Consider the following 262-nt stretch of genomic DNA (forward strand, 5'->3'; position numbering starts at 1 on the left):
CCGTTATCCAGCGCATATGAAAAAGTGGCATCAAAATCAGCGAGCTTAGAAATACTCGCACCCAATGTATTTGGGGCTTTATTACCAAGCCCTTGGTAACGGGCATCGTTTGTAATCATGTTATCAACCAAATCGGCAACCATGGCGCGCCCGTCATTAAAGTGCTGATCTGCAAGTGACTCCAAATTGCTATAACGCTCAGCCGCCGCCGACATACTCGTAAAAGCACCTTTAAACAATGCAAAACCTTGCTGCATTGCCT

At 46.2% G+C, this 262-nt stretch carries 1 protein-coding gene; it reads right to left on the reverse strand.

Going from position 1 to position 262, the window contains the following annotated elements:
• The coding region (locus tag AAEY72_RS15370; RefSeq protein WP_352311455.1) for a hypothetical protein at positions 1 to 262 on the reverse strand (262 nt) is incomplete at both ends.

Source organism: Psychrobacter sp. W2-37-MNA-CIBAN-0211 (assembly GCF_040309405.1).
In the GTDB taxonomy this organism is placed as follows: Bacteria; Pseudomonadota; Gammaproteobacteria; order Pseudomonadales; family Moraxellaceae; genus Psychrobacter; species Psychrobacter glaciei.